Source organism: Franzmannia pantelleriensis, from assembly GCF_900102875.1.
GTDB classification, from domain to species: domain Bacteria; phylum Pseudomonadota; class Gammaproteobacteria; order Pseudomonadales; family Halomonadaceae; genus Franzmannia; species Franzmannia pantelleriensis.
Map to the genome: position 1 here is coordinate 174,788 of NZ_FNGH01000008.1, position 22,355 is coordinate 197,142.

The window sequence follows — 22,355 nt, forward strand, 5'->3', positions numbered from 1 at the left end:
AGAGGACTTGAACCTCCACGTCCTTACGGACACTAGCACCTGAAGCTAGCGCGTCTACCAATTCCGCCATCTGGGCAAGTGGCGTGCATCATACCGATTTCGTCTCTTATTGCAAGCCCTGAACGGCGGCTTGCCGCGCTTTCAAGACCTTGACCTCCACACCATCAAGGGTTTCGCGCCGGCAATGGGTTGGGTGTGGAGAGCGGCGGCGCTATACTGCCGCCATGACATTGACAATTCGACCGAATATTGCCTCCCGCCCGCAGTGCCTCGCGCGCATCTCTTCAAGGACGCCCCTCGCATGACTCATTGGACGCTCAGCGACGACCCACACGCGGAACGTGAAGCCCACAAGTACGATAACCCCGTCCCCAGCCGCGAATATCTGCTGGCTCGCCTGGAAGACTATGGCAAGCCGATCACCCACGAGAACATGAGCCGCATGCTGGGACTCGAGGATGAGAACCAGCTGGAAGCGGTACGCCGCCGCCTGGCGGCCATGGAGCGCGACGGCCAGATCCTGCGCGACCGCCGCGGTGCCTATGCGCTGATCAACAAGCTCGACCTCATAAAGGGCAAGGTGCTCGGCCATCGCGATGGCTTTGGTTTCCTGGTCCGCGATGATGGCAAGAAGCCCGACCTGGTAATGCCGCCGCGCCAGATGCGCCGCGTGTTCCACGGTGACCACGTGCTGGTCAGGGTCAGCGGTCGCGATCGCCGCGGCCGCGACGAGGCGACCATCGCCGAGATCATCGCGCGCAATACCCAGACCATTGTCGGCGTCTACCGCCAGAACAACGACGAGTTCGGGGTGCTGATCCCCGAAAACTCGCGCATCTCCCAGGAAGTGATCATCCCCCACAGCGCCTGCGGCGGTGCCCAGGACGGCCAGGTGGTCTCGGCCAAGATCGTCAAGCAGCCCGAGACTCGGGTGCAGCCGGTGGGCGAAGTGGTCGAGGTGCTCGGCGAGCGTATGGACCCGGGGATGGAGATCGATATCGCCATCCGCAGTCACGATATCCCCGCCGACTTTCCCCCCGATGTGCTCGATCAGATCGCCAGCATGTCAGCCGAGGTGGCCGAGGACGACAAGGCGCACCGCATCGACCTGCGTGACGTGCCGCTGGTGACCATCGACGACGAGAGTGCCAAGGACTTCGACGACGCGGTATGCGCGTGGAAGACCAAATCCGGCAGCTGGAAGCTGCTGGTGGCGATCGCCGATGTCTCTCACTATGTACGCCCCGGCAGCGCGCTGGATCAGGAGGCCCACACCCGCGGCAACTCGGTATATTTCCCGGGCCAAGTGGTGCCGATGCTGCCGGAGCTGCTCTCCAATGGACTCTGCTCGCTGAACCCGGACGTTGATCGTCTGGCGATGGTCTGTGAGATGAATATCTCCCAGAGTGGGGCGATCAGCCGCTACCGTTTCTATGAGGCGGTATTCCGCTCCCACGCCCGTCTCACCTACAACAAGGTGGGCAAGATTCTCGAGAGCGACGAGAGCCCCGAGCGCAGCGCGCTGCGTGAGGAGTATCGCGAGCTGTTGCCGTCGCTGGAGAATCTCCACGCGCTCTATCACCTGCTGCGTGAGTCGCGCAGCGAGCGTGGTGCGATCGAGTTCGAGACGACCGAGACGGCGATCCTGTTCAACGAGGAGCGCAAGATCGAGAATATCGTGCCGCGCTCACGCAACGACGCCCACAAGATCATCGAGGAGTGCATGCTGGCTGCCAACGTGGCCACTGCGCGCTTCCTCGACAAGCACGATCTGCCGGCGCTATACCGCATTCACCAGCCGCCCTCGCCGGAGCGCCTCGATAAGCTGCGGCTGTTCCTCAACGAGCTCGGCCTGTCGCTAGGCGGCGGTGACGACCCGACGCCCCAGGACTACCGGGCGCTTTCCGAGGTGATCAAGGATCGTCCCGACGCCGACATCATCCAGACCGTGATGCTGCGCTCGATGAACCGTGCGGTCTACTCGCCGCATAATGAAGGCCACTTCGGTCTGGCCTACCCGGCCTACGCCCACTTCACCTCGCCGATCCGCCGCTACCCGGACCTGCTGGTACACCGTGCGATTCGCTCGGTGGTGCGCGGGCCGCGCCAGACCGCCACCGTACTGCGTGCCGAAGGCGCGCCGGTGGATCCACCGAGCAACTGGTGCCCCTACACCTTCGAGCAGATGATCGAGCTCGGCGAGCATTGCTCGATGACCGAGCGCCGCGCCGACGATGCTACCCGCGACGTCGAGGACTGGCTCAAGTGCGAGTTCATGTCCGACAAGCTCGGCGAGGTCTACGATGGCACCATTGCCTCGGTCACCCAGTTCGGGATCTTCGTGCGCCTCGACGATATCTACGTCGAGGGCCTGGTCCACGTGACCTCGCTGCCATCCGACTACTACCACTACGAGGCCGAGAAGCATCGTCTCAAGGGCGAGCGCTCGGGGATTGCCTACCGGCTGGGTGACGGCGTCACCGTGCAGGTGGCGCGCGTGGACCTCGACGATCGCAAGATCGACTTCGACCTGGTCGACGACAAGCCGCGGCCGCAGCGTCCGCCCAAGCGTCGCAAGCCGTCGGCTGACGCGCCTGCGGCCAAGGCCAAAGCCGGCAAGGGCGATAAGCCGGCTGGCAAGCCGCGGCGCCGTCGCGGACCGCGTAAGCCCAAGGGCGGCCAACACTGATGGCGATCCACAAGCGTCGCAAGGGGCCGGCAGGGGGCAGGAAATCCCCGGCCCCTGGTGGCCTGGACGCGGTGTACGGCGTGCATGCGGTGCGTGCGCTGCTCGATCGCGGTGAACGCCCCCGCGAACTGTGGGTGCAGGAGGGCGGCGCCGCGGCGCGTCTCGCCGAGCTGGTCGACACCGCCCAGCAGCGTGGTGCGCGGTTGGTCAGCCAGCCACGCGACGTGCTCGATGAGTTGGCTCAGGAAGCCTCCCACCAGGGCATCGTTGCCTTCTGCACGCCGCTGGCCGCCGAAGGCGAGGCCTCGCTATGGCTGCGCCTCGAGGCTTGGCCCGAGCGGGCAGCCGCGCCGTTGCTGCTGATCCTCGACGGCGTTACCGATGTGCACAACTTCGGGGCCTGCCTGCGTAGCGCTGATGCAGCCGGGGTCGACGGGGTGATCGTGCCCAAGGACAAGGCCGCGCCGCTCAACGCCACGGTGCGCAAGGTGGCCTGCGGGGCAGCGGAGAGCGTGCCGGTCTATCAGGTCACCAACCTGGCCCGGGCCATGGCCAAGCTCAAGTCGCTGGGGGTGTGGATCACCGGCACCGCCGGCGAGGCCGATGCCAGCCTGTTCGAGGCCGACTTCCGCGGCGCCACGGCGCTGGTGATGGGCGCCGAGGGCAAGGGCATGCGGCGCCTGACCCGCGAGGCCTGCGACGGCCTGGTCAAGCTGCCGATGGCCGGCAGCGTCTCCAGCCTCAATGTCTCGGTGGCCACTGGCGTCTGCCTGTTCGAGGCGGTGCGGCAGCGTCAAGCTAGCGCAGTGCCTGCTAGCGAGGGACGCCGGCGGTAGGTCGAAGAGGAGGTTTGCGCCATGGGTGAGGAGGATTCCTCCGAACGGGCTGGCCATGGATGGCCAGCCCCGGTCCTGCAAGCGGAGCAGGATGCGAGAGCGCAGCAGGGCGCAAGGTAGCGCCCAGGGAAGGGTTTACAGCGCCTCCTCGTAGGCCTACCGGCGGATCAGTCTCGAGCGGTGCCGCACTGTGTCGCCTTGCCTTTAGCTTGCGATGTCGGTGTTTAATCCCTAAAATACTGGCGCCCGTACGTCCTTCGTGCGGGCATTAGTATTTCTACTATCACCTCCTTGCTTCCCCTGGTCATGCCGCGTCAGGCCTCAGGAAGCTGTCAAACCGAAAGGAGCTAGCATGCGCCATTACGAAATCGTGTTCATGGTCCACCCGGACCAGAGCGAACAGGTTCAGGCGATGGTCGAGCGCTACACCTCTCTCGTCACCGAGGGCGGCGGTACCGTGCATCGTCTGGAAGATTGGGGCCGCCGTCATATGGCCTACCCGATCAACAAGATCCACAAGGCTCACTACGTGATGATGAACGTCGAGTGCCGCGGCGAGACCCTCGAGGAAATCGAGAACATCTTCCGCTTCAACGACGCGATCATCCGTAGCCTGGTCGTGCGCTGCAAGGAAGCCATCACCGAAGCATCACCGATGATGAAGCCGGCGGAAGAGAAGCGTCCGCGCCGCGAGGACAAGCCCCGCGAGCGTAACGAAGAAGAAACCGCCGAAGCTAACTGATTTCCGCACGTCCATAGGAGACTCGACATGGCACGCTTTTTCCGTCGCCGCAAGTTCTGCCGTTTCACCGCCGAAGGCGTGAAGCAGATCGATTACAAGGATATCGATACGCTCAAGGCCTACGTCACCGAGACCGGCAAGATCGTTCCGAGCCGTATCACCGGCACCAAGGCCCGCTACCAGCGTCAGCTGTCCACCGCGATCAAGCGGGCACGCTACCTGGCGCTGCTGCCGTACACCGATAGCCACCAGTAAGCCATTGGCGTGATGCTGTCCGTCGCCCGCTGGCTGATGCGCGGTACCCCCTACGCGGTGGGTGCCGCGGCACTCGCCTCCGTCATACCCTGGCTGTTCTGGTTCGGTGCTGCCATCGCTGCGCTGGTGACCCTGCGCCGCGGGTTGGCGCCGGCCACGCCGGTGATCCTCGCCGCTGCACTGCCCTCCGGCTGGTGGTGGATGCAAGGGGATGCCATCCCGCTGGCCACGGTACTGCTGGTCACCTTGATGGCCAGCGTGCTGCGGGCCCGCATGCGCTGGAGCGAGGCGTTGATCGTCGGCGCTCTGGCCGCTGCGGCAATGGTTCAGTTGGGACTGTTCGTGCCCCCCGGTGGGGCGGGTCCGTTGCTGGAGCAGGTGCGGCAGAATTCGGCGGAAGTCGACCGGATGCTCACCGAGTTCGCCAATCAGGGGCTCGATACCGAGCGCCTGGCGGTACTGCTGATCGGCGGGGTGACCGGCCTGATCGTGCTGGTGGCTGCGGTGGCTTGCCTGGCGCTGGCGCGCAGCTGGCAGGCCGGGCTCTATAATCCCGGCGGCTTTCGCGAGGAATTCCACGCGCTGCGCGTCGCACCCAAGGAGTTGGCGGTGCTGGTGGTGCTGGGGGTGATCGGCATGCTGCTGGGAATCCCGGCGCTGGCGATGCTCAGTTGGGTGCCGCTACTGGTGGCCGGCGTTGCGCTGGTACATGGTTTTATTGGTGTAAAGGGGATGAACGGGCTGTGGTTGGTGGCCTTCTACGTATTGCTGATAACCACCTGGCCCATGATTCTGATTGTGCTGCTTCTGGCCTTCATCGATTCGCTTGCGGATTTCCGTGGGCGACTGGCCCGAAGCGACTGACAAGAGGTTAACGAGATGGAAGTCATTCTGCTCGACAAGATTGGCAAGCTGGGTGGCCTGGGTGACAAGGTCACCGTCAAGCCCGGTTATGGCCGCAACTACCTGGTGCCCTACGGCCTCGCCGTGCCGGCCACCAAGGATAACGTCGCTGCTTTCGACGCGCAGCGCGCCGAGCTTGAAGCGCAAGCCGCTGATCGCAAGGCCGAGGCCGAGGCACGCGCCGCTCAGCTCAGCGAGATCGAACTGTCGCTGGTCTCCAAGGCCGGTGACGAAGGCAAGCTGTTCGGTTCCATCGGTCCGCGCGACCTGGCCGAAGCGATCGCCTCTGCCGGCATCGACATCGCCAAGAGCGAAGTGCGCATGCCGGAAGGTCCGATCCGTGCCACCGGTGAGTACGACATCGACCTGCAGCTGCATGCCGAAGTCGCCACCACCGTGCGCGTCGTCGTCGTCGCCGAGTAAGCGATACGCCGCGCGACGGCGCTTGCCGTCGCAGGACGCCAGCGTCCGTGCAAACAAGCCCCCGTAGCCCTGCTGCGGGGGCTTGCTCGTGTCTGGCGGGCGCAAGCGCGTGGTGGCGCTTGCCAAAATGTCAGACATTTAATAGGCTGGTGCTCCGTTCTTCAGGAGATGCGCCATGCCGCTCGATCAACTGCCTCGCCATCACGGTGGCGCCGATGCCTTGGCGCGCCTGCTGGGCCAAGCGCTGCTGGCCGGCGAGTGGCAGCCGGGCGAGGCGTTTCCTCGTGAGCTGGACCTCTGCCAGCACTTCGACGTCAGCCGCAATCAGGTGCGCAACGCCCTGGCCAGCCTGACTGCCACCGGCTTGATCGAACGCACCGCGGGCCGCGGTACCCGGGTTTGCCCCATCAGCGATTGGCATCTTCTCGACCCGCTGATGAGCGACTGGCTGGCCGGGCTGAATAACCCCGACCCGCAACTGGTGCGCGAGATCTTTGCCTTCCGCTACTCCGCCGAGCCGGTGGTCGCCGGCCTCGCTGCCAGCGCCGCCGAGCCGCGCGATATCGCCGAGATCGACCGGGCATTTCAGGGCATGCGCATCACCGCCAATGCCGGGCAAACCGAGCAGCACGTCGAGCACGATCTGGCCTTCCACGAAGCCATCTACCGTGCCAGTCATAATCTGGTATGGCGGCAGATGGGGCATCTCCTGAGGCCCTCCATCGTGGCGCTGATTCAGCGCTCACAGCACAGCGTCGCGACCCTTGACGATAGCCTGAGGCGCCACGGCCGCGTGCTCGAGGCAATCCGTACCGGCCGCCCGATGGCCGCCGAACAGGCCGCCCGCGACGTACTCAAGCGCACCGCTATCGACCTGGGTATTGTCGCCGAGGCGATCGACGCCTGATTCACTCTTAGGAGTCCCATATGAAGATCACCCGACTCAAGACCTGGCAGGTGCCGCCGCGCTGGCTGTTCCTCAAGATCGAGACCGACGAGGGCTGCTACGGCTGGGGCGAACCGGTCATCGAGGGGCGTGCCGCCACCGTCGAGGCGGCCGTGCACGAGCTGTCCGACTACCTGATCGGCGAGGACCCGCACCGCATCGAGCATCTCTGGAACATGCTCTACCGCGCCGGCTTCTATCGCGGCGGCCCGATCCTGATGAGCGCCATTGCCGGCATCGACCAGGCGCTGTGGGATCTCAAGGGGCGCGACCTGGGCGTCCCGGTGCATCAACTGCTGGGCGGCGCGGTGCGCGACAAGATGCGCATGTACGCCTGGACCGGCGGCGACCGCCCCAGCGACGTGGGCGCCGGAGCCCGGCGGCTTGCCGAGCAGGGCTTCACCGCCTTCAAGATGAACGGCACCCCTGAACTGGCGATCGTCGACTCCCACCACAAGATCGACGAGGCGGTGGCAAGGGTCGCCGAGGCGCGCCAGGCGGTGGGGCCAGCAGTGGGCATCGGCATCGATTTTCACGGCCGCGTGCATCGCCCCATGGCCAAGGCGCTGCTGCGTGAGCTGGAGCCCTTCCATCCGATGTTCGTCGAGGAGCCGGTAGCCCCCGAACACTTGCCGTGTCTCAAGCAGATCGCAGGTGGGCTCGGCTATCCGCTGGCGACCGGTGAGCGACTGCACACGCGTTTCCAGTTCCGCGATCTGTTGGCCGACGGCATGATCGATATCGTTCAGCCCGATCTCTCCCACTGTGGCGGCATCAGCGAGGGGCTCAAGATCGCCGCCCTGGCCTCGGCGCATGACGTGGCCTTGGCGCCGCACTGTCCGCTGGGCCCGCTGACGCTGGCTACCTCGCTGCAGCTGGATGCCGTCTGTCACAACGCTTTCATCCAGGAGCAGAGCATGGGCATCCACTACAACCGCGACAACGATGTCCTCGATTATCTGGTCGACAAGTCGGTGCTGGCCATCGACGACGGCTTCTGCGGGATTCCCCAGGGGCCGGGGCTGGGGGTCGAGATCGACGAGGCATTCGTCGAGGAGCGCGCCAAGGTCGGGCACCGCTGGCGCAATCCGGTGTGGACCCACGACGACGGCTCGATCGCCGAATGGTGAGTACCACGATGCCGATTACCGACCACGTCGGCTGGATCGCCGTCGATTGGGGCTCCAGCAACCTGCGCGCCTGGGCCGTTACCGCCGCCGGCCGCGTGCTGGCTCATGGAGGCAGTGAGCGGGGCATGCTGTCGCTCGCCTCTAGCGACTACGAAACGGCACTGCTCGAGGTGGTGGGCAACTGGCTGCCCGCCTCCAGGCGAACGCCGGTGCTGGTATGCGGCATGGCGGGGGCCCGCCAGGGCTGGCGTGAGGCTGCCTATCTGCCGCTGCCGGCGCGGCTGGACGACCTGGCCCGCGGGGCGGTGTGCCCGCCAGTCAACGATGCGCGCCCGGCGGTGCGGCTACTGCCGGGACTCTGCCAGAGCGCTGCGGGGGCGTTCGATGTGATGCGCGGCGAGGAGACCCAACTGGCCGGCCTGGTAGCCGACGATAGGCGCTTCTCGGGTCTGGTCTGCCTGCCGGGTACCCACGCCAAGTGGGCGCGACTCGAGCAGGGGGCGGTGACCCGGTTCACCACCTGCCTTACCGGTGAGCTGTATGGCCTGCTGGCCCGCCAGTCGGTGCTCAAGCACTCCATCGGTGCGGACGACCTCGCCGCCCCCGGCGATCGCGAGGCGTTCGTGTTCGCGGTACGCGACATCCACGCCAATCCGGGGCGCTATACCGCCCGCCTGTTTGGCCTGCGGGCCAGCGACCTGCTGGATGCCGGGCTGCCCGCCGGCGACGCGCGAAGTGCGCGCCTGGCGGCTCGCCTCTCGGGGCTCTGCGTGGGCCTGGAGCTGGCTGGAATGGGCGACGAACTGGCGGATAGTGGCCCCATCACCCTGGTGGGTAACGCAGCGCTGTGTACACGCTATGCGCTGGCGCTGGAGGCGCTCGGCCATGAGAGCCAACGCCTGGACGGCGACGCGGCGGTGCTGGCCGGGCTGGGCCTGGCGTATCAGGCGTTGCCTGCCTTGTGATCCCCCTCTCGCTGGAGACTGTGCTATGACGCTACCCCTGATCGGTATCCTGCGCGGCGTCACTCCCGACGCCGCAGTAGCCATAGGTGAGGCGGTGCTCGCCGCCGGTATCACCACCCTCGAGGTGCCGCTCAACTCGCCGCAGCCCCTCGACAGTATCGCCCGGCTGCGTGAGGCGCTTGGCGAGCGCGCACTGGTCGGCGCGGGCACCGTGCTGAGTGCCGCTCAGGTGCGCGACGTGCATGCTGCCGGCGGCCAATTGGTGGTCTCGCCCAACTGCCGCACGGCGGTGATCGAGGCGACGCGTCGGCACGACATGCACAGCTGGCCCGGGGTGGTGACGCCCAGCGAGGCCTTCGAGGCCCTCGACGCCGGCGCCAGCGGCCTCAAGCTGTTTCCCGCGGTGCAGGTCGGGATTGCCGGTATGCAAGCGCTGCGCGCGGTGCTGCCGGTCGGTACCCGGCTCTATGCGGTGGGCGGCATCGGTGCCGATAACTTCGTTGACTGGCGGGCCGCCGGCGTCGACGGCGCGGGGCTCGGCAGTGCACTCTACCGGCCCGGGCAAGAGGCGGGCCAGGTGGCCGAGCAGGCCCGCCGCCTGGTGACGGCGTGGCAGGCGGCGGAGCCAGCCCAATGAGCGGGGCCGATGGAGGGCCGCAGGCCAGACTCGCCGTCGATTGTCGCTGCACGCTAGGTGAGGGGCCCCAGTGGCATGCCGAGGCGCAGCGGCTCTACTGGTGCGACATCCTCAACGGTCGGCTGCACTGGCTGGACCCTGTCAGCGGCGACGCGGGTACGCACGACGTCGGTCAGCTGCTATCGCTGGCAGCACCGCTGGCGACGGGTGGGCTGCTGTTGGTCGGTGAGCAGGGCTTGAGCCGCTTCGATCCGGCTTCTGGCGACGTCGCACGCTACTGCGATGTCGAAGCCGACAATCCGCGAACGCGCAGCAACGACGCCCGCGTCGACCGCCACGGCAGCCTGTGGTTCTCGACCATGGGCAAGGCCGCCGAGCCCGGCGCCGGCAGCCTCTATCGGCTGCATCGAGGGACGCTGTCGCGGCTACGCAGCAACCTGACCATCCCCAATGCGATCTGTTTCTCCCCCGATGGCGACTGGGCGTGGTTCACCGATACGCCGAGTGGTGTGGTGATGCGCTGGGCCCTCGACGCCGATGGCTGGCCGCTGGGGGAGCCCCAGGCCTGGGCCGATTTCACCGGCGTTTCGGGCAATCCGGACGGTGCCGTGGTCGACGTCGAAGGTCATCTATGGCTGGCGCTGTGGGGAGCGGGGCAGGTGGTGCGGATAGCGCCGGACGGTCGCCTAGTCGCCAGGCTCCAGCTGCCAGTCTCGCAGCCCTCCTGCCCGGTCTTTGCCGGCCGCGATCTGGACACGCTCTACGTGACCACCGCTCGCGAGGGGCTCGCAGCCGACGCGCTGGCCGATCAGCCGCAGGCGGGAAGCCTGTTTGCGGTTCGCCCGGGGGTCAGGGGGCTCGCTGAGCCCGCGCTGCGGCTTGGGCAGGGGAGTGTTACCGGTGCCTAGGCGCTGGTCTCAGCATGACACCTGGCGTTTTGCCGCCATCGCATCGGGGATTTTGGTGTTCGACTCGGAGTGGCCGCATCGGTTGGGGTAGAATGCGCCTTGGCTCGGCGCCAGCCATTGTCGCCAGCCAACCCGATTTCCCCTCAGGCCGTGAAGCGTCATGAACGACATCGTCGAAACCGATCAGGAAACCGCCGCGCTCAAGGTGCCGCCCCACTCGCTGGAAGCCGAACAGTCGGTGCTGGGCGGCTTGATGCTCGACAACCAGGCCTGGGACACCGTCTCCGAGCAGCTGGTGGGCGGTGACTTTTACCGCTACGAACACCGGCTGGTGTTCAACGCCATGCAGGGGCTGGCCGAAGGCGGGCACCCGCTGGACGTGGTAACCCTCTCCGAAGCACTCGAGAACCGTGACCAGTTGGAGACCGTCGGCGGGCTGGCCTATCTCGCCGAACTGGCCCGTAATACGCCTTCGGCCAGTAATATTCGCGCCTATGCCGATATCGTGCGCGAACGGGCCACGCTCAGAAAGCTGATCCAGGCCGCCAATCAGGTCGCCGAGAGCGCCTTCGCCCCCCAGGGGCGGCCCGCCGATGAACTGGTCAACGAGGCTGAGCGGCTGGTGTTCCAGATCAGCGAGGAGCGCCCCAAGAGCGGTGGCCCGATCGGCATGAGCGACCTGCTGGCCAAGGCGGTAGATCGCATCGACGAGCTGTTCAACATGCAGGGCGAGATGAGCGGCCTGTCGACCGGCTTTCGCGATCTCGACGACATGACCTCGGGCCTGCAGCCCTCGGACCTGGTGATCATTGCCGGACGGCCCTCGATGGGCAAGACCACCTTCGCCATGAATCTGGTCGAACACGCGGTGATCTCCAGCGACAAGCCGGTGGTGGTGTTCTCGATGGAGATGCCCGCCGAATCGCTGATGCTGCGCATGCTGTCGTCGCTGGGGCGTATCGACCAGACCCGGGTGCGTACCGGCCAGCTCGAGGATGAGGACTGGCCGCGCCTGACCTCGGCGGTCAATCTGCTCAAGGACAAGCAGCTGTTCATCGACGACACTGCAGCGCTGTCACCCAACGAGATGCGCTCGCGGGTGCGGCGCATCGTCCGCGAGCACGGCAATATCGGCCTGATCATGATCGACTATCTGCAGCTGATGCAGATCCCTGGCTTCTCCGAGAACCGCACCGGCGAGATCTCCGAGATCTCACGCTCGCTCAAGGGGCTGGCCAAGGAGTTCGGCTGTCCGGTGGTGTCGCTGTCGCAGCTCAACCGCTCGCTGGAGCAACGCCCCAACAAGCGCCCGGTGATGTCGGACCTGCGTGAGTCGGGGGCCATCGAGCAGGACGCCGATGTGATCGCCTTCGTCTACCGCGACGAGGTCTATAATCCAGATAATCCCGACAATCAGGGCCTTGCCGAGCTGATCATCGGCAAGCAGCGTAACGGTCCCATCGGCACCGTGCATATGGCGTTCATCGGCAAGTACACGCGCTTCGAGGACCTGGCCCCGGACAGCTACGGCCAGCACTTCGGCGAATAGCGAGGGTGGCGGCCTTGAGCCACGCCGCCCAGCCCGTATAATGCCGAGCCCCACGCAACCCGCAACAGGAGGCCTCATGGCAGGCGGATTTCGACGCGGTAACCGCAAGCGCATTCCCAAACTGGAAGGGCGCGGCGAGCTTCAGGAGCTCGAGCGTGAAGGCCCATTCAAGGAGTGGCTGGGCATGCCCGACCTGTATCGCTACCGGCTGGTGGTCGACGGCGTAACCTACAGCTACCAGACCGAAGACGCCGAAGTACCGGTTAAGGTCGGCGACCGAGTCGTGTTCCGCTACAAGGAGACCAAGGCGGGCAACTGGGTCGATCGCAATTCGCTGGGCAAGGCCATCGACCCCTCGGACTATCAATAAACGGGCTGCGCCTGGAACTTGACGACTTGGACAGGGTCACAGATCTGTCGTCGTAGGGACACGACGCTGTCATCTGGGGAAGCCATGCTGACCCTATTTCCCTCACGCTTCGTCGTCTTTTTCAGGAGCAATATCCATGGAGTTCGACCATCTCAAGGCGTTCGTCGCCGATCATGACAATTTCGAGATTCGCGTCATCAGTCACGCCGGTAGCCGCTACTACCAGCTCGAGCTGGAGGACGTCGAAGGTCAGCGGCATATGCTGTGCCGGCGTGGCAAGCCGGTGATGTTCCGAGCCCTCGATGATATCTACCTCGAGCTCAAACGCGCCGGCATCCATCGCGCCTACCTGGTGCAGTACGTGGCCCACGACGAGATGATCGGACGTGATGCCCACTACAACGACCCGCTGTCATCGCGCATGCCGCTGGTGTTCTAGCGCCGCGGCGAGCTCACTCTGTGCCCCCGCGGCGTGCCAGCCACCAGCGTCCCAGCCGTACCCGGCGACGCGCAAACCAGCGATATACCCCATCCAACCCGCCTGCCAGTCCCGGTAGGCAGCTGATCCACACCAGCCGGCGGTAGCCGAGCACCGCATACAGCGCGCGGCTGGCGTCCATGCCCACGTACCACTGGCCTGCCGCATCGCGCAGATGCAGTCGCCCCATCATCGCTTCGAAACTGCTGCCCATCGCCTCGGCGTTGAAATCGTCGGCCTGGATATCCACCAGCTGTACCCGATCGCGACGTGGATGCCGTGCCAGCCACGCCACTTCGCGCTGACACAGCGGGCAGTGCCCATCGTGAAACAGCGTCACCGGTGAGCGAGCGGAGAGGGGGCGGTGCCGTGTCATCAAGGTATCTCCTGGTAGTAGCCATCGACATGTGCCTGGCGCTGATTGCCGCTGCCGTAGCCTTCCTCGCCATCGAGACGGGCCAGGAAGGCGTCGGCCTGCTGGCGAATGGCATCGCGCTTGGCATCATCCATGCGCCTTAGCGAGCCGTAGATCAGCGCCATGCGCGGGTTATCCGACAGGCTGTCGGCGTGGCGCTCGAGGAAGTGCCAGTAGAGGCTGTTGAGTGGGCAGGCGTGGGTGCCGGTGATCTGCTTGGGATCGTAGCGGCACTGACGGCAGTGGTCAGACATGCGATCGATATACTTGCCCGAGGCGCAGTAGGGCTTGGATCCCATCAGACCGCCGTCGGCGTGCAGCACCATGCCCAGGGTATTGGGCAGTTCGACCCACTCGCAGGCGTCGGCATAGACCGCCAGGTACCAGTCACATAGCGCCTCCGGCGCGACACCGCAGAGCAGCGCGAAATTGCCGGTCACCATCAGCCGCTGGATATGGTGGGCGTAGGCGTTGTCGTGGGTCATTTCGATGGCGCGTTTGAGGCAGCGCAGGTCGGTATCGCCGCTCCAGTAGCTGCTCGGCAGCCCGCGCTGAGCGCCCAGGTGATTACCTGTCTTGTAGGCGGGCATCTGCGTCCAGTACAGCCCGCGCACATATTCGCGCCAGCCGAGGACCTGGCGGATAAAGCCCTCCACGGCGTTGAGCGGGGCGCGCCCCTCGTAGTATTCCCGCTCGGCGCGCTGGCACACCTCCTGCGGCGTCAGCAGGCCGAGATTGAGCGCCGGCGCCAGCCGCGAGTGGAACAGCCATGGCTCGGCGTCGCTGATGGCGTCCTGAAAGCGGCCGAAGTCGGGCAACGCGTGATCGAGGAAGTGGCGAAGATCGGCCAGCGCCTGGCGGCGGGTCACCGGCCAGTTGAACCCCTCCAGGCTACCGAAATGGTCGGCAAAGTGCTCGGCCACCAGCGCCAGCACCTCCTGAGTGATGGCGTCGTGACGATGACGCGGGGGCTCCGGGGGGCTGGCGTTGGCGGCGAGGGGCTGACGATTGTCATGGTCGAAGTTCCACTGGCCGCCGGCCGGCTGGTCGGCTTCCATCAGCAGGCCGCTGCGGCGACGCTGCTGGCGGTAGAAGTGCTCCATGCGCAGCGTCTTGCGGCCCTCGGCCCAGGCGGCGAAGTCGTCGGGGGTGGTGAAGAAGCGGGTGTCCTCGTGCAGCTGCCAGGGCAGGGTGGCGTTGCGGCGTGCGCGCATCGCTTGCCATAGTCGCCATTCACCCGGACGCACCGCCTGTATGCTATCGCAGTCGTAGCGTTCGGCCAGGCGCTCCGCCTCGGCGAGCAGCGACTGGGCGTTGTCGTCGTCGTCGAGCCGGCTGTAGTGCACCCGGAAGCCCCGGGCCCTCAGTGCCTCGGCGAAATGACGCATGGCCGCCAGTATCATGGCGATTTTCTGTGGGTGGTGCGGTACGTAGCGGCCCTCGTCCTCGACCTCGCACATCGCCACAACGGCGTTGGCGGGGGCGTCTTGCAGGATCGCGAGATCGAGGCTGAGCTGGTCGCCGAGCACTAGCAGCAATGGCTTGGACATAGGTTGACCTGAAGTTATACAAATAATGCTGATAGTATAACGTGATTCTCCCCGGCGACGAGTCGGATGCTAGAATCGCTCTACGACTTCGACCCAACCTAGGCCTACTGCGGCTGCCGACAAACAAGTCCTAGGTTTGTACGAAAAGTCGGCGAGCGATGGCCAGACAAGGCAAAAGACGGCGAAAACGGACCGGGCTCGCGCGCGAGTTTACGGGGTGTAAATGAGTACTTTGAGCCGAATTTTAACGCCGTATGGGCGAGCGCAGACAGTTTTCGTACAGAGCCTAGCCTGCGGTAGCGCGGCGACCCAATTAAAAGGATGCCTCTGCATGTCAGCAAGTGATGTGGAACTCGACCAGCCTGGCCAAGGCCGGCTGGCCCATGCCGGACCCGACCACCCGCCGGTGACTCGCGCCAAGGTCGGCGTGGTGCTCGCCAATCTGGGCACGCCAGACGCCACCGACTACTGGTCGATGCGCCGCTATCTCAATGAATTTCTCTCCGACAAGCGGGTCGTCGACTACGCCTCCTGGAAGTGGCAGCCGCTGCTGCAGGGCATCATCCTGACCAAGCGCCCGTTCAGTTCCGGCAAGGCCTATCGCAGTATCTGGAACGAGGAGAAGGATGAGAGCCCGCTGCTGACCATCACCCGCGACCAGACCGCCAAGTTTGCTGCACGGCTCGAGCGTGAGCTGGGCGACAAGGTAGTGGTGGACTTCTGCATGCGCTACGGCAACCCCTCCACCGATAGCGTGCTGCGGCGACTGCAGGCCCAAGGCTGCGAGAAGATCCTGTTCTTCCCGCTCTACCCGCAGTACGCCTCGCCCACCTCGGCGACGGCCAATGATCAGGCCTTTCGTACCCTGATGAAGCTCAAGTGGCAACCGGCGATCCGCACCGTGCCGGCCTACTTCGAGCACCCGGCCTACCTCGATGCGCTGGCGGCCTCGGTCACCGAGACCTATACGGCCGCCGAGTCGCGGCCGGACATCCTGGTGGCCTCCTACCATGGCGTGCCGAAGCGCTACCTGATGGAAGGCGACCCCTACCACTGCCAGTGCCAGAAGACCACGCGCCTGCTCAAGGAGCGGCTGGGCTGGGACGACAGCCAGATCGTCACCGCCTTCCAGTCGCAGTTCGGGCCAGAGGAGTGGGTGGGGCCGCAGACCGTCGATCACGTCGCCGAGCTGGCACGCCAAGGCCACAAGCACATCGCGGTGATCTCGCCGGCCTTCGCCTCCGACTGCGTGGAGACCCTCGAGGAGATCAACGAGGAGATTCGTGACAGTTTCCTGCACGCCGGTGGCGAGCACTTCACCTATGTGCCCTGCCTCAACGATCGCGACGACCATATCGAGGCATTGGTGCAGGTGGCGCTTAACGAGCTGGGCGGTTGGATCTAACGCCGCAGGCGCCAGCGGCGCTTCTGCCCCTCGCTGGCAGGGCGCCGCGGCCGCGGCGGACGCTCTACCCGGCCTTGGCCGACGTCCTCATCGCGCAGCTCGGGGGGCGAGCCGCGGGTGTCACGGGTGTAGCGCAGGTGCATGTGCAGGCCGGTCTTGGCCAGCATATGGCCGGTGACCGGGGCAGTGATGAAAAGAAACAGCGTGATCAGCAGCTCCTGCACATGAATCCCCGGCTGCACCACGCTGAAATAGACCATCGACGCCATCAGGATACAGCCAATGCCCAGGGTGGTGCCTTTGGTCGGCCCGTGCAGGCGCATGAAGAAGTCCTTGAACTGCAGCATGCCCAGCGAGCCGACGAAGGCGAACACGCCGCCGGCGATCAGCAGCAGGCTGATCACCCACTCGAGTAATACATAGAACGCCATGCCGTGCCCCCCTATTCGATGATATCGCCGCGCAGCAGGTAGCGGCAGATCGCCATGGTGCTGACGAAGCCGAGCATGGCGATCAGGATCGCCGCTTCGAAGTACACCTTGGTGTTGAGCCACAGCCCCAGCAGCACGATCAGGGCGATGGAGTTGACGTAGATGGTGTCGAGGGCCAGCAGCCGGTCGGGAATGTCGGGCCCGCGTGCCAGGCGTGCCACGTTCATGGCCAGGGCGGCGACGATCAGCGCCAGGCTGATCCACAGTGCCGTGTCTAGCATTCGAAGATCTCCTTGAGCGGCCGCTCATAGCGGGTGCGAATCGCCTCGACCAACGCCTGCTCGTCGTCGAGGTCGAGCACATGGATCAGCAGCGTTGAGCGGTCGAGGCGAATGTTGGTCGAGACGGTGCCGGGGGTCAGGGTGATGGTATTGGCCAGCAGGGTAATGGTCAGCGGCTCGCGCACCAGCAGCGGATACTCGACGAAGCCCGGGCGTGGCGCCCGCCCGGGCTTGAGAATCAAATAGCTGACCTCGAGGTTGGCCTTGAGGATGTCCCACAGCACCCGGGCGACGAAGCGGCACAGCGTCCAGGGGTGACGCACCCTCGGCAGCGGTTCCCACAGGCGTCGTGTCAGTAGCGGTATGCCCATCGCCAGCAGCACGCCCAGCAGCAGTTGGCCGGGGGCCAGGCTGCGTACCAGCAGCAGCCAGATGATCAGTAGCACCAGCGATAGAGTAGGGGTCGGCAGTAGGCGGCCCAGCGATGTCATGGTCGGGCTCCTGGGTCGGCGGCCAGCGGCGCGGTCTCGGGTACATCCAGCGTGGCGTCAGTGCGGGCCAACTGCGCAGCGGTGGCCTCGGCGTAGCCGCTCACCGGCCCGGCGAACAGTGTCAGCAGTGGCAGGCTGGCCAGTAGCCAGAGTACCCCGACGAGCTGCGCGGGATGCGCGCGCTGGGTCCCTGGCTTGCCCTGGTGGCTGGCCCAGAACAGCACCGACCCGGCTCGCGACAGCGCGATCAGGGCGGCCAGGGTGGCCAGCAGCAGTAGTGCCCACAGCCACAGCCCCTGTTCGTCATCGGCCGCCTGCAGCAGCCACATCTTGCCCAGCGCGCCGGACAGCGGCGGCAGGCCGACCATGCCGATGGCGGCGATCATGAACAGCCCGCCGAGCAGGCGCTGCTGGTTCAGACGCCGACCGCACACCAGTCGCGTGCCGGCCTGGCCGCGCTGGCGGTCAATCAGCTCGGCGATCAGGAACAGCGCAGCGGCGACCAGCGTCGAGTGCAGCAGGTAGTAGAGCAGCGCTGCATCGCTGGCGCGCTGGTCCATGCCAACGGCCGCCAGTAGTGCCCCCACCGAGATTAATACCAGGTAGGCCACCAGCATACGCAGGTCGCGGGCGCCCAGTGCACCGATCATGGCCAGCGCCATGGTGGCTAGCCCGGCGACCCATAGCCAGGTCTGGATCGGTGCACTGGCGGGGGTATCGGTGAAGACCAGCGACTCGACGCGCAGCAGTGCATAGACGCCGACCTTGGTCATGATCGCGAACAGCGCGGCGACCGGTGCCGGGGCAGCGGCATAGGTGCGCGGGAGCCAGAAGTAGAGCGGCAATGCGGCGGCCTTGAGGCTGAACACCACCACCAGCAGCAGTGCACCGGTGGTGGCCAGCGCCGCCTGATCGCCGTCCAGGGCGGCCATGCGTTGGCCCATATCGACCATGTTGAGGGTGCCGGTGGCGCCGTAGAGGACCCCTAGCGCAATCAGGAACAGCGCCGAGCCGATCAGGTTGAGCACCACGTAGTGCAGCCCGGCGCCCACCCGGGCCTTGCCACCGCCGTGCATCAACAGCGCGTAGGAGGCCAGCAGCAGGATCTCGAAGAACACGAACAGGTTGAACAGGTCGCCGGTCAGGAAGGCGCCGTTGAGCCCCATCAGCTGCAGCTGAAAGAGGCCGTGGAAATGGCTGCCCTGGGCGTCTTCGCCGGCGCAGGCGAACGTCACGCAGCCCAGCGCCAGCACTGCGGTGAGAACGACCATCAGGGCCGCCAGGCGGTCGAGGGTCAAGGCGATGCCGAATGGCGCCTGCCAGTTGCCCAGCGCATAGTGGAGTATCTGGTCGCTGCCGGCCTGGTCCAGCAGCAGTGTGGAGATGCCGACCAGCAGCAGCGTGGCGGTGATGCTGACCAGACGCTGGCGTGCGTCGTCGAGGCGCAGGCCGAGCAGTACCAGTGCCGCCAGCATCGGCAGCAGGATCGGCAGTATCGGCAGATGCTGGGCCATCATCGCGGTGGCTCCTCGTCGCCCTGTTTACCATCGACATGGTCGTTACCCAGCTCGCTGCGTGCGCGAATCGCCAGGATCACCACGAAGGCGGTCATGGCAAAGCCGATCACGATAGCGGTCAGTACCAGCGCCTGGGGCAGCGGATCACTGGGTGACAGCGACTCGCCGATCACTGGGGCGGCGTGGGTGTTGAGCCCGCCCATCGAGAACAGGAACAGGTTGACCGCATAGGAGAGCAGCGTCAGGCCGACGATCACCGGGAAGGTGCGGCCGCGCAGCATCAGGAATAGTCCGCAGGCGGTCAGGGTGCCGACCACCCCGGCGAATAGCGCTTCCATCAGTTCTCCTCCTCGATGCTGGGGCGGTGCACGGTGGTCACTCGGCCAAGGTTGACCAGGATCATCAGGGTGGCGCCAACGACGGCGAGGTAGACGCCGAGATCGAAAAGCAGCGCCGAGGCCAGCTCTAGCTCGCCGATCAGCGGCAGTTGGAAATGCCCAAACGTCGAGGTCAGGAAGGGGTAGCCGAACAGCCAGCTGGCGAGTCCGGTGGCGGTGGCGAGTGCCAGCCCCGATACGGCCACCAGCGGGTAGGAGAGCGGTAGCCGCTGGCGGGTCCAATCGTAGCCGCGTGCCAGGTACTGCAGCAGCAGCGCCACGGCGGTGATCAGGCCGGCGATGAAGCCGCCGCCGGGCTGGTTGTGGCCGCGCAGGAAGATATACGCCGACACCAGCAGCGCCAGCGGCAGCAGGATCTGGGCGATCACCGCCAGGATCAGCGGATGACGATGCCTCGACCAGTGAATGCCCTCGACGTTACCGGCCGGCATGAACAGTTTCATACGATTGAGCAGCTTGTAGGTGGCTAGCCCGGCCAGGGTCAGCACGGTGATCTCGCCGAAGGTATCGAAGCCGCGGAAGTCGACCAGGATCACGTTGACCACGTTGCCGCCGCCGCCGCCGGGTACGCTCTCGCGCAGGAAGAAGTCGGCAATGCTGAGGGTCTCGCGGGTCAGCAGCGCGTAGTTGAGGCTGGCCACCACCAGGCCACACAGCCCGGCCACCAGCAGGTCGCGCAGGATACGCCGGGTCGACACCCAGGGCGGCGGGCGCTGGGGCAGGAAGAACAGTGCCAGCATCAGCAGAATCATCGATACCACCTCCACTGATAGCTGGGTCATGGCGAGATCAGGCGCCGAGAAGCGCACGAAGGTCAGCGCCACGGACAGCCCTACCACCGACAGCATCAGCAGCGATACCAGCCGCCAGCGGTGGCTCAAGGCGCTGCCGACGGCGCCGAACACCATCAGCGCCGCGCCCAATACCAGCATGCCGTCCAGCGGCTGCACGCCACGCTCGCCGGTGAGCCGCTCGACCTGGGCCAGGCCGAGTCCGGCCATGGCCACGGCGGTCAGCAGCAGCAGGGCCAGATAGCGCTGCAGCGAGCCGTTCTCGAGCCTGAGGGTCAGCCACAGGCTAGCCTTGGTCAGGCGGATGACACCGGCCTCGAATAGCCACCGCGCATCGCGCCGCGGGAACAGGGCGACGATCCGCGCCAGCTGGGGCTGGCGCAGTGCGGCAACCAGCCCGCCGAGCACGGCGACCACGCTGATCGCCAGCGGCAGGCTGGGGCCGTGCCACAGGGCCAGATCGAGCGTCGGCGTGGCGCTGCCCTGCACCGCCCGGCTCGCCAGCGTCACCAGCGGTGCCGCCAGGGTCATCGGCAGCAGGCCGATCAGCAGGCACAGCGCCGCCAGCAGCAGGCCCGGGGCCAGCATGCTGCGGGACGGGTCGTGGGTCGCTGGCTCATCGGGTCGGCCAGCACCGAAGAACACGCCGACGGCCAGGCGCAGCGAATAGCCCACCGAGAGCAGGGCGGCCAGCCCTACCAGCAGCGTCACTGCTGCGCCCAGGCCACCGAACAGTCGGCTGTCGAGGGTAGCGGCGAGCAGCAGCTCCTTGGACAGGAAACCGTTGAACGGCGGTAGCCCGGCCATGGCGGCAGTGGCCATCAGCGTCAGGGTGGCGGTCAGTGGCATGGCGCGGGCCAGCCCGCCAAGGCGCTGAAGGTCGCGGGTGCCGGTCTGGTGGTCGATGATACCGGCACTCATGAACAGCGCCGCCTTGAACAGCGCATGATTGAGGATATGCAGCAGTGCGGCGGCGATCGCCAGCGGGCTGCCCAGCCCCAGCAGCAGGGTGATCAAGCCCAGGTGACTGATGGTAGAGAAGGCCAGGATGCCCTTGAGGTCGCGCTCGAAGAGTGCAAACCAGGCGCCATAGAGCAGGGTGGCAAGGCCAATCAGTGACAGTGACAGCGCCCACAGCGACGTGTCGCCGAGTGCCGGGGTCAGCCGCGCCAGCAGAAACACGCCGGCCTTGACCATGGTCGCCGAGTGCAGGAAGGCCGATACTGGGGTCGGTGCGGCCATGGCGTGGGGCAGCCAGAAGTGCAGCGGGAACTGCGCCGACTTGGCAAAGGCGCCGAACAGCACCAGCGCCACGATCAGCGGGTAGCGGGACGAGGCGCGCAGCGTCTCGCCGGCCGCCAGCACATCGCCAAGCGCCAGGCTGCCGACTTCCTGGCCGATCAGCAGGATGCCGGCCAGCAGCGCCAGGCCCCCGGTGCTGGTCACCACCAACGACATGCGCGCGCCACGCCGCGCGTCGCTCAGTCGCGACCAGAAGCCGATCAGCAGGAAGGAGGCGAGTCCGGTAAGCTCCCAGAACAGCCACAGCAGCAGCAGGTTGTCGGACAGCACGATGCCCAGCATGGCGCCCATGAACAGCAGCAGGTAGGCGAAGAAGCGTGCATCGGGCTCGTCGCGATGCAGGTAGTGGCCGGCGTAGACGATGATCAGGCTACCCAGGCCGAGGATCAGCAGCGCGAACAACAGGCTCAGGCCGTCCAGGCGCAGCGCAAGGTCGAGGCCCAGGGCTGGCATCCAGCTCAGCTGCACGCGCGGCAGGCCGCCGGCCAGCAGCTCGGGTAGCGTCAGGCTGAGCAGCAGCAGGGCCAGCAAGGGGGGAATCAGGGCGGTCAGGGTCAACCAGCGACGGTTGCGGCGACCAGCGGCCAGCGGTAACAGACTGCCGGCCACGGGGGCGAGGAGAGTCCACAGCAGTGACATCGAAGATGGGTCCCGTCGCAGCGGGGCACGCTTGGGGCGTTGCCGTTGGGTTATTGTCGTGGCGTGGCGACACTGGGAAACCAGTGCGTCAGGCGATGAATTTCCAGAAAAAACAGGGAGTAAGCTCGGAAAGTGCCGGTCTTTTCCGATGCGGCGGACCGCTATTTCTTGCCAACTATCACATTGATTCTATAGGCTTTACCTCCACCATTGTAGGCTTGCATGTCGCCCCGCGGTTAATCATTAGGCGTAGGAAATTTATAACATTGCGCCATCCACCGCCCTGCGTGCGCGGGTGACGACG

23 protein-coding genes are annotated in these 22,355 nt (G+C 65.9%); 15 read left to right on the forward strand and 8 right to left on the reverse strand.

Features of this window, described 5'->3' with window-relative positions:
- Positions 1-301 precede the first annotated feature (301 nt).
- The 14 genes from rnr to BLT16_RS11975 all read left to right on the forward strand — a co-directional run bounded on the left by rnr (position 302) and on the right by BLT16_RS11975 (position 12,792).
- Positions 302-2,689, forward strand: coding sequence for a ribonuclease R (gene rnr, locus BLT16_RS11910; protein WP_089658728.1), 2,388 nt, complete (start codon positions 302-304; stop codon positions 2,687-2,689).
- Complete coding sequence (rlmB, locus tag BLT16_RS11915; protein WP_089658729.1) at positions 2,689-3,525, forward strand: 23S rRNA (guanosine(2251)-2'-O)-methyltransferase RlmB; 837 nt, start codon at positions 2,689-2,691, stop codon at positions 3,523-3,525. Before rnr ends, rlmB begins: the two co-directional genes overlap by 1 nt.
- A gap of 352 nt (positions 3,526-3,877) precedes the next feature.
- Positions 3,878-4,267 carry a 30S ribosomal protein S6 gene (gene rpsF / locus BLT16_RS11920; protein ID WP_089658730.1) on the forward strand — a complete coding sequence of 130 codons (390 nt, stop codon included), beginning with the start codon at positions 3,878-3,880 and terminating at the stop codon, positions 4,265-4,267.
- Between the two features lie 27 nt (positions 4,268-4,294).
- A complete protein-coding gene (rpsR, locus tag BLT16_RS11925) occupies positions 4,295-4,522 on the forward strand; it encodes a 30S ribosomal protein S18 (RefSeq protein ID WP_076746520.1) in 228 nt (75 codons plus the stop codon).
- A gap of 12 nt (positions 4,523-4,534) precedes the next feature.
- On the forward strand, positions 4,535-5,386 hold the full coding sequence (locus BLT16_RS11930; RefSeq protein WP_089658731.1) for a YybS family protein: 852 nt from the start codon (positions 4,535-4,537) through the stop codon (positions 5,384-5,386).
- 15 nt (positions 5,387-5,401) lie between these two features.
- On the forward strand, positions 5,402-5,848 hold the full coding sequence (rplI, locus tag BLT16_RS11935; RefSeq protein WP_089658732.1) for a 50S ribosomal protein L9: 447 nt from the start codon (positions 5,402-5,404) through the stop codon (positions 5,846-5,848).
- Positions 5,849-6,023: 175 nt separating this feature from the next.
- Positions 6,024-6,755, forward strand: coding sequence for a FadR/GntR family transcriptional regulator (locus tag BLT16_RS11940; RefSeq protein ID WP_089658733.1), 732 nt, complete (start codon positions 6,024-6,026; stop codon positions 6,753-6,755).
- 20 nt (positions 6,756-6,775) lie between these two features.
- On the forward strand, positions 6,776-7,924 hold the full coding sequence (gene dgoD / locus BLT16_RS11945) for a galactonate dehydratase (RefSeq protein WP_089658734.1): 1,149 nt from the start codon (positions 6,776-6,778) through the stop codon (positions 7,922-7,924).
- Positions 7,925-7,932: 8 nt separating this feature from the next.
- Positions 7,933-8,889: a 2-dehydro-3-deoxygalactonokinase gene (locus BLT16_RS11950; RefSeq protein WP_245701622.1), complete on the forward strand. Its 957-nt coding sequence runs from the start codon at positions 7,933-7,935 to the stop codon at positions 8,887-8,889.
- A gap of 25 nt (positions 8,890-8,914) precedes the next feature.
- Complete coding sequence (locus tag BLT16_RS11955) at positions 8,915-9,526, forward strand: 2-dehydro-3-deoxy-6-phosphogalactonate aldolase (RefSeq protein ID WP_089658736.1); 612 nt, start codon at positions 8,915-8,917, stop codon at positions 9,524-9,526.
- Positions 9,523-10,434: an SMP-30/gluconolactonase/LRE family protein gene (locus BLT16_RS11960; RefSeq protein WP_089658737.1), complete on the forward strand. Its 912-nt coding sequence runs from the start codon at positions 9,523-9,525 to the stop codon at positions 10,432-10,434. The genes BLT16_RS11955 and BLT16_RS11960 overlap by 4 nt, the downstream gene beginning before the upstream one ends.
- Before the next feature lie 160 nt (positions 10,435-10,594).
- On the forward strand, positions 10,595-11,983 hold the full coding sequence (gene dnaB / locus BLT16_RS11965; RefSeq protein WP_089658738.1) for a replicative DNA helicase: 1,389 nt from the start codon (positions 10,595-10,597) through the stop codon (positions 11,981-11,983).
- A 76-nt stretch (positions 11,984-12,059) separates the two neighbouring features.
- Complete coding sequence (locus BLT16_RS11970; protein ID WP_089658739.1) at positions 12,060-12,353, forward strand: hypothetical protein; 294 nt, start codon at positions 12,060-12,062, stop codon at positions 12,351-12,353.
- Positions 12,354-12,489: 136 nt separating this feature from the next.
- Positions 12,490-12,792 carry a DUF6482 family protein gene (locus BLT16_RS11975; RefSeq protein WP_089658740.1) on the forward strand — a complete coding sequence of 101 codons (303 nt, stop codon included), beginning with the start codon at positions 12,490-12,492 and terminating at the stop codon, positions 12,790-12,792.
- 13 nt (positions 12,793-12,805) lie between these two features.
- Here the strand turns inward: BLT16_RS11975 and BLT16_RS11980 are convergent, their stop codons facing one another.
- Both BLT16_RS11980 and BLT16_RS11985 read right to left on the reverse strand, forming a co-directional pair.
- Positions 12,806-13,207 carry a thiol-disulfide oxidoreductase DCC family protein gene (locus tag BLT16_RS11980; RefSeq protein ID WP_089658741.1) on the reverse strand — a complete coding sequence of 134 codons (402 nt, stop codon included), beginning with the start codon at positions 13,205-13,207 and terminating at the stop codon, positions 12,806-12,808.
- Complete coding sequence (locus tag BLT16_RS11985; protein WP_089658742.1) at positions 13,207-14,796, reverse strand: cryptochrome/photolyase family protein; 1,590 nt, start codon at positions 14,794-14,796, stop codon at positions 13,207-13,209. Before BLT16_RS11985 ends, BLT16_RS11980 begins: the two co-directional genes overlap by 1 nt.
- Positions 14,797-15,127: 331 nt before the next feature.
- Here BLT16_RS11985 and hemH point away from each other — a divergent pair, with 331 nt between their 5' ends.
- Positions 15,128-16,201 carry a ferrochelatase gene (gene hemH, locus BLT16_RS11990; protein WP_089658743.1) on the forward strand — a complete coding sequence of 358 codons (1,074 nt, stop codon included), beginning with the start codon at positions 15,128-15,130 and terminating at the stop codon, positions 16,199-16,201.
- On the opposite strand, the gene BLT16_RS11995 is transcribed toward hemH, so the two are convergent.
- The 6 genes from BLT16_RS11995 to BLT16_RS12020 are packed head-to-tail and all read right to left on the reverse strand — an operon-like array spanning position 16,198 to position 22,051.
- Positions 16,198-16,632, reverse strand: a complete 435-nt coding sequence (locus BLT16_RS11995; RefSeq protein WP_089658744.1) for a Na+/H+ antiporter subunit G — start codon at positions 16,630-16,632, stop codon at positions 16,198-16,200. The two genes, hemH and BLT16_RS11995, sit on opposite strands and share 4 nt — an antisense overlap.
- Positions 16,633-16,643: 11 nt before the next feature.
- The gene (locus BLT16_RS12000) at positions 16,644-16,913 is read right to left on the reverse strand and encodes a K+/H+ antiporter subunit F (RefSeq protein WP_089658745.1); all 270 of its coding nucleotides are present in this window, start codon (positions 16,911-16,913) and stop codon (positions 16,644-16,646) included.
- Positions 16,907-17,404: a Na+/H+ antiporter subunit E gene (locus BLT16_RS12005; protein WP_089658746.1), complete on the reverse strand. Its 498-nt coding sequence runs from the start codon at positions 17,402-17,404 to the stop codon at positions 16,907-16,909. Before BLT16_RS12005 ends, BLT16_RS12000 begins: the two co-directional genes overlap by 7 nt.
- Complete coding sequence (locus BLT16_RS12010) at positions 17,401-18,918, reverse strand: monovalent cation/H+ antiporter subunit D (RefSeq protein ID WP_089658798.1); 1,518 nt, start codon at positions 18,916-18,918, stop codon at positions 17,401-17,403. The genes BLT16_RS12005 and BLT16_RS12010 overlap by 4 nt, the downstream gene beginning before the upstream one ends.
- Positions 18,918-19,259 (reverse strand): Na+/H+ antiporter subunit C, encoded by a 342-nt coding sequence (locus tag BLT16_RS12015; protein ID WP_089658747.1) that lies wholly within the window; start codon positions 19,257-19,259, stop codon positions 18,918-18,920. Before BLT16_RS12015 ends, BLT16_RS12010 begins: the two co-directional genes overlap by 1 nt.
- A complete protein-coding gene (locus BLT16_RS12020) occupies positions 19,259-22,051 on the reverse strand; it encodes a monovalent cation/H+ antiporter subunit A (RefSeq protein ID WP_089658748.1) in 2,793 nt (930 codons plus the stop codon). Before BLT16_RS12020 ends, BLT16_RS12015 begins: the two co-directional genes overlap by 1 nt.
- Between the last annotated feature and the right edge of the window lie 304 nt (positions 22,052-22,355).

Coding starts and splice junctions, on each gene's coding strand:
- rnr (WP_089658728.1), top strand. CDS start 302: ATGACTCATTGGACGCTCAGCGACGACCCACACGCGGAACGTGAAGCC.
- rlmB (WP_089658729.1), top strand. CDS start 2,689: ATGGCGATCCACAAGCGTCGCAAGGGGCCGGCAGGGGGCAGGAAATCC.
- rpsF (WP_089658730.1), top strand. CDS start 3,878: ATGCGCCATTACGAAATCGTGTTCATGGTCCACCCGGACCAGAGCGAA.
- rpsR (WP_076746520.1), top strand. CDS start 4,295: ATGGCACGCTTTTTCCGTCGCCGCAAGTTCTGCCGTTTCACCGCCGAA.
- BLT16_RS11930 (WP_089658731.1), top strand. CDS start 4,535: ATGCTGTCCGTCGCCCGCTGGCTGATGCGCGGTACCCCCTACGCGGTG.
- rplI (WP_089658732.1), top strand. CDS start 5,402: ATGGAAGTCATTCTGCTCGACAAGATTGGCAAGCTGGGTGGCCTGGGT.
- BLT16_RS11940 (WP_089658733.1), top strand. CDS start 6,024: ATGCCGCTCGATCAACTGCCTCGCCATCACGGTGGCGCCGATGCCTTG.
- dgoD (WP_089658734.1), top strand. CDS start 6,776: ATGAAGATCACCCGACTCAAGACCTGGCAGGTGCCGCCGCGCTGGCTG.
- BLT16_RS11950 (WP_245701622.1), top strand. CDS start 7,933: ATGCCGATTACCGACCACGTCGGCTGGATCGCCGTCGATTGGGGCTCC.
- BLT16_RS11955 (WP_089658736.1), top strand. CDS start 8,915: ATGACGCTACCCCTGATCGGTATCCTGCGCGGCGTCACTCCCGACGCC.
- BLT16_RS11960 (WP_089658737.1), top strand. CDS start 9,523: ATGAGCGGGGCCGATGGAGGGCCGCAGGCCAGACTCGCCGTCGATTGT.
- dnaB (WP_089658738.1), top strand. CDS start 10,595: ATGAACGACATCGTCGAAACCGATCAGGAAACCGCCGCGCTCAAGGTG.
- BLT16_RS11970 (WP_089658739.1), top strand. CDS start 12,060: ATGGCAGGCGGATTTCGACGCGGTAACCGCAAGCGCATTCCCAAACTG.
- BLT16_RS11975 (WP_089658740.1), top strand. CDS start 12,490: ATGGAGTTCGACCATCTCAAGGCGTTCGTCGCCGATCATGACAATTTC.
- BLT16_RS11980 (WP_089658741.1), bottom strand. CDS start 13,207: ATGACACGGCACCGCCCCCTCTCCGCTCGCTCACCGGTGACGCTGTTT.
- BLT16_RS11985 (WP_089658742.1), bottom strand. CDS start 14,796: ATGTCCAAGCCATTGCTGCTAGTGCTCGGCGACCAGCTCAGCCTCGAT.
- hemH (WP_089658743.1), top strand. CDS start 15,128: ATGTCAGCAAGTGATGTGGAACTCGACCAGCCTGGCCAAGGCCGGCTG.
- BLT16_RS11995 (WP_089658744.1), bottom strand. CDS start 16,632: ATGGCGTTCTATGTATTACTCGAGTGGGTGATCAGCCTGCTGCTGATC.
- BLT16_RS12000 (WP_089658745.1), bottom strand. CDS start 16,913: ATGCTAGACACGGCACTGTGGATCAGCCTGGCGCTGATCGTCGCCGCC.
- BLT16_RS12005 (WP_089658746.1), bottom strand. CDS start 17,404: ATGACATCGCTGGGCCGCCTACTGCCGACCCCTACTCTATCGCTGGTG.
- BLT16_RS12010 (WP_089658798.1), bottom strand. CDS start 18,918: ATGGCCCAGCATCTGCCGATACTGCCGATCCTGCTGCCGATGCTGGCG.
- BLT16_RS12015 (WP_089658747.1), bottom strand. CDS start 19,259: ATGGAAGCGCTATTCGCCGGGGTGGTCGGCACCCTGACCGCCTGCGGA.
- BLT16_RS12020 (WP_089658748.1), bottom strand. CDS start 22,051: ATGTCACTGCTGTGGACTCTCCTCGCCCCCGTGGCCGGCAGTCTGTTA.